This is a genomic window from Synechococcus sp. R55.2, from assembly GCF_047462075.1.
GTDB lineage: Bacteria > Cyanobacteriota > Cyanobacteriia > Thermostichales > Thermostichaceae > Thermostichus.
This window is the reverse complement of the sequence record NZ_JANSIH010000048.1, coordinates 1-1,305: the sequence shown is the minus strand read 5'-3', so window position 1 is coordinate 1,305 and position 1,305 is coordinate 1. Positions and strand designations below refer to the sequence as shown.

Sequence of the window (1,305 nt, the reverse complement as noted above, 5' to 3'; positions counted from 1 at the left end):
TATCCAGGGCAACGAGCTAATTGTACAGCCTTTACAGCCACTCAGCTACAGCACTGATTACAGAGTGTTCTTACCTGCTGCCAAAGAGCTCGATTTACAAAATCCCATAGAGTTGACCTTCCGCACCGAGCCTCAATACACCTACCAGCGAGATATTAAGCCCTTGCTAGAAGCCAGTTGTGTAGGTTGTCATCAGCAGGCCGGTCGGATGCGGCGCAGCCCTTTAGATAGTTATGCTGCGGTGATGCGTTATGTAACGCCGGGATCGGAAAATAGCGAGTTGCTCAAACCGCGTTGGTTAGCTCGTCATGCTGTCATCCAGCGAGCTGCAGGGATCCCTTTGAATGGAGGGGGAGTGGATGCCCTGAGTTTGTTGTCGCAGGGCAGGGAAGGAGCTGAACCTACGCCCAGGGTTCCTGTGAGTGATCCCCAGGGAGAGTCTCCCGGATCTTTTATCGGACGCAGTGGATCCCCAGAATTGGCCTATATTCGTCGCAACGGCACCGGCATGGATCGCCTAGGTCACTTGAGCGCTGATGAAATTCAAATCCTGCGTACCTGGATTATTCAGGATCAAGCGGCTGAGGCCCATAAGAGTTAGCCTGATGGGCTGGAGAGTCTTTACCAACAAAGATCCCTTGCTTGTTTGTTTACTTTAAGATTAGGAACCTACGAGATCAATTTGATGACAACCCCCACAGAGGATCGGCTAGACCGGATTGAGCGTGTTGTAGAAGTTTTGGTGAACCAGCAGAGGGAAGTGCTGGGGCGCGTCGATGGGTTGTCTCACCGGGTGGATAGCTTGACCGAGCAGGTGGATAACCTCACGGATCGAGTAGACAACCTGACTAACCGAGTAGATAGCCTGACCGACAGGGTGGATAACCTCTCCCAAAGTGTCAGCAAACTTTCCGCCGATGTCGATAAGTTGGGCTTCAAGTTCGACACTGCTCAATCGGTTGGGGAGCGGCTAGAGCGGCTGGCAACCAGCTTGATCGCAGGAGCCACGATTAGCATCATTGCCGGGGTTATCCTTGTGCTGCTCACAGAGGGATCCCGTTAATTCTTTCCCGCCCCCTCGATGGAAAAAATAGGGATCCCAGCCAATGGGATCCCTGGTTATCCTTCCTCTAGTGTTTCAGTCCTCAACACACCTTCCCTATGAGATGCTCTGATTCTAAGAGCCGACCCGTGAAAAAGTCGTGAAACTGACAGATGAGGTGGAAGGTTAAGCCTTGCTCAGGTGGTCAGGGATCCACCTCGGGCAACAAGCGCCAATTCCACCTGATTTTCTTGGGGCTGCCC

Annotated in this window: 1 protein-coding gene and 1 pseudogene; both read left to right on the top strand. The window is 52.6% G+C overall.

Annotation, left to right across the window (positions count from 1 at the left end; all coding sequences use genetic code 11):
- Nucleotides 1-601, top strand: a pseudogene (locus NW838_RS01840) (hypothetical protein); the annotation flags it as partial.
- 84 nt (nt 602-685) lie between these two features.
- Nucleotides 686-1,063 carry a hypothetical protein gene (locus NW838_RS01835; protein WP_414357434.1) on the top strand — a complete coding sequence of 126 codons (378 nt, stop codon included), beginning with the start codon at nt 686-688 and terminating at the stop codon, nt 1,061-1,063.
- Nucleotides 1,064-1,305: the final 242 nt, after the last annotated feature.

Coding starts and splice junctions, on each gene's coding strand:
- NW838_RS01835 (WP_414357434.1), top strand. CDS start 686: ATGACAACCCCCACAGAGGATCGGCTAGACCGGATTGAGCGTGTTGTA.